3 protein-coding genes are annotated in these 2,741 nt (G+C 71.4%); 2 read left to right on the top strand and 1 reads right to left on the bottom strand.

Going from position 1 to position 2,741, the window contains the following annotated elements; genetic code table 11:
- The first annotated feature begins 225 nt into the window (after positions 1-225).
- Positions 226-1,419 carry a helix-turn-helix transcriptional regulator gene (locus AB0C69_RS40855; RefSeq protein WP_345174704.1) on the top strand — a complete coding sequence of 398 codons (1,194 nt, stop codon included), beginning with the start codon at positions 226-228 and terminating at the stop codon, positions 1,417-1,419.
- Positions 1,420-1,500: 81 nt separating this feature from the next.
- On the top strand, positions 1,501-2,184 hold the full coding sequence (locus AB0C69_RS40850; protein ID WP_360361968.1) for a hypothetical protein: 684 nt from the start codon (positions 1,501-1,503) through the stop codon (positions 2,182-2,184).
- A gap of 50 nt (positions 2,185-2,234) precedes the next feature.
- On the opposite strand, the gene AB0C69_RS40845 is transcribed toward AB0C69_RS40850, so the two are convergent.
- Positions 2,235-2,741: hypothetical protein (locus AB0C69_RS40845; protein ID WP_360361965.1), on the bottom strand; the 507-nt coding region annotated here is incomplete at its 5' end.

The raw sequence follows: 2,741 nt of genomic DNA, 5'->3' as shown, positions 1-2,741 counted from the left end.
GATGAGTGACGCCGACGTGAAACTGGACGTGGGCCGCGAGCTCACCCGGGGCCTCGTACAGCGCGGGGACGTCCGACCAGAAGGCGGCGGTCTCCAGCCTCTCGTACACCTCGCGCCGCCCGTTCGCCGCAGCGCAGGACGCGGCCTTGCCGCCTCTCAAGACACGCGAAGCCCCCGCGCCTAGCCTGGGAAGCCGCGAGGCTTCCGGGAGAAGGGCAGGGCCCAATGTCCGACGAAACTCTCGACACTGTCGGAACGCGCCTGGCCAGGGCACGCAAGAGACGCGGCCTGACGCAGACCGGGCTGGCGCAGCTGTCGGTCTACAGCCGCAGCCACATCGCCCAGGTGGAGACCGGGAAAAAGGTGGCAACACCGGCGTTCGTGTCGGCTGCGGCCGCCGCGCTCGGCGTCGACCCCTCCGAACTCTACGGGCAGCCCTACCGCGTCTACGGTCACGATTACGCCGTCCACTCCGTCATCCCTGAATTTCGCCGCACGCTCGCCTATGTTGACGTCGGTCCCGAGCTTGCCGGGCCGCCCCGCGCACTGGACGTGCTCGCGGCCGAGATCGCGACCTCGGGGAGGCAGATCCACAAGGCACAGCTGACCAAACTCGCGGGACGCCTACCCGCGGTGATCGAAGAACTCACCTACTGGGCGCACGAGACCGGGGACCCCCGGGCGTGGCTGTTACTGAGCCGCGGATTCGGCCACGCTGTCAGCCTCACACGCAGACTCGGTTACACCGGGGATGCGTTGGCGCTACTCGAACGCGGCTCAGAGGCGGCCCGCCGGTCCGGCGACCCGAACTTGCCTCACCTGGTCATGATGGCGCGTGCGCTCCTCATGATGAGCATGGACCAGTACCGGCCCGCTCTGACGCTGCTCGACCGGGCTGCGGCGGGTGTCCGGCAGGATCGGCCGGACGCGGGCGAGGTCGCGGGGGCGATCGAGTTGCGGTCCGCGATAGTGGCCGCGCGCGCCGCTCGTGGTGGGAACGGCGCGCAGGCGTGGGAGTACTTCGGGCGCGCGGCCGAGCGTGTCAGGCGCGGCGGGTGCGGCGTGCCCGTTCACGGGCTGGAGTTCACGGCGGCGAACGTGGCGATCCACGGGGCGGCGGTCGCGGTCGAGCTCGGCGACATGGACGAGGCGGCCCGCCGGGACCAGCGCATCGGCGACGAGACGCTCGCGGGGCTGCCGCCGGAACGCCGCGCGCACCATGAGATCGACATGTCCCGCGTCATGACCGAGGTCGGCGACCTCGCCAGAGCCGAGAGGCGCATCGCGTTCGCGGACCGGATCGCCCCCCAGATGATCACGTTCCATCCGACCGCGCGGTCGGTGGTGTCCCATCTGGTCGACGCGCGCCGCACCCTCCCGGAGCCGTTGCGCCGCATCCACGCACGCATGACCACCTGATCCGCCGGGCCCTGTGCCGCAACCTCGTCACGGTTCCAACTTGGAACACTGCGCAAGCGAGGCGGCTCCATTGTGTGACGCATGAGTCACTCAGAATCACCAGGCATCGAGGATCACGAGGGCCGCCTTGCCGCGTTACGAGCAGAGTTCCCCGGCTGGACGATCGAGTACAGCGACATGCCGTCCCTCCCTTACCGCGCGGTCCGGGAAGGCGGCGACGACAAGTCGCTCGTCCTCGTCGCCGGTACCTGCGACGGGCTCTGGGGGCTGTTGTCCGAGGAGGACGAGGCCGACTGCGAGCGCGCCCTTCTGGCGCTGGGCGCGGCGCTTGAGGAACGCGGCGCCAAGGTCGTCCAGCACGGCGGCGGCCTTCTGACGAGGACGCGGACGGGGACCGCCCGGTCGGTCGGCGCCGGCAGGGGGCGGTTCATCTGGGACTCCGGCAACGACCTCGGCTCCTTCTCCGCCGTGGACGAGGTCGCCCTGAAGATCACGCGACTTCTGGGCCTGGAGCTCCACCCGCAGCTGGCGACGCTCGCCCGGCGCATGGGCGTGCGCGGCTACAAGGTCGACATCGGCGCCCCCGAGGTCACCGTGACGACCACGGGCGGCGGCACGCCCCGCGCCGTGCGGATCACGTGTGAGCCCCGGCCGAAGGACGACGACCGCGACTGGTTCTGGACGCACTGGGGCGACCCGCTCGCCCAGGCCGACGACATCACCGGCGCGGAGGTCGCGCTCGTCGGGCTGCTGGCTCGCGCATGATCCGGCGCTCACGCCTGGTCGGCGGCGTGGCTCTGCGTTGCGCGGTTCGGCTATTGGGGATGGCGACGTTCGGGGATGGGCTGGGGTCGCCATGCCGTCGTGACCATGGCCAGCAGGAGCCCGGTGAGAGTCAACCAGTAGGCGGTGCCTTGCGGGTTCGACGGCGGGTTGGTCAGCGGGGAGGCCACGCCGGGCAGGACGTAGATGGCGGCCGCCAGTGCCCAGCGTGGGCTGCGGGCGATCGCGGTGGCCAGCATCCCGGCGAGCAGGAGGATGCCCTCCGTGCCCGCCCTGACCAGTTGCCAGGTCTCGCCGTACTCTCGGCTCCCCGGCATGGAGGTGAGCGCGAACGAGGCCGCGGGGATCACCAGCCACCACCACGGCCGCGCGCGCAGACGCAGACGCCGCGGGCGGGCCCACCGGCCGGCCGCGAGTGCTACGGCCCCGATCGCGAGGACGCCGTAGGGGGCCAGTGAGACCCAGTTGTGGTTCGCCGGTCCGAGGATCTGTGACGGCGAGAAGGTGGCGAGCTGGTCGGCGTGGCTGGCGCCGGCGGC

Origin of the sequence: Actinomadura sp. NPDC048032 (assembly GCF_040653175.1) — a bacterium.
Lineage (GTDB): Bacteria > Actinomycetota > Actinomycetes > Streptosporangiales > Streptosporangiaceae > Spirillospora > Spirillospora verrucosospora.
The sequence above is the reverse complement of the archived record's forward strand: the minus strand, read 5'-3'. Positions and strand labels throughout refer to the sequence as shown.

What these genes read in the sequence shown, in the direction of transcription:
- AB0C69_RS40855 (WP_345174704.1), top strand. Translation starts at nt 226, where the DNA reads ATGTCCGACGAAACTCTCGACACTGTCGGAACGCGCCTGGCCAGGGCA.
- AB0C69_RS40850 (WP_360361968.1), top strand. Translation starts at nt 1,501, where the DNA reads ATGAGTCACTCAGAATCACCAGGCATCGAGGATCACGAGGGCCGCCTT.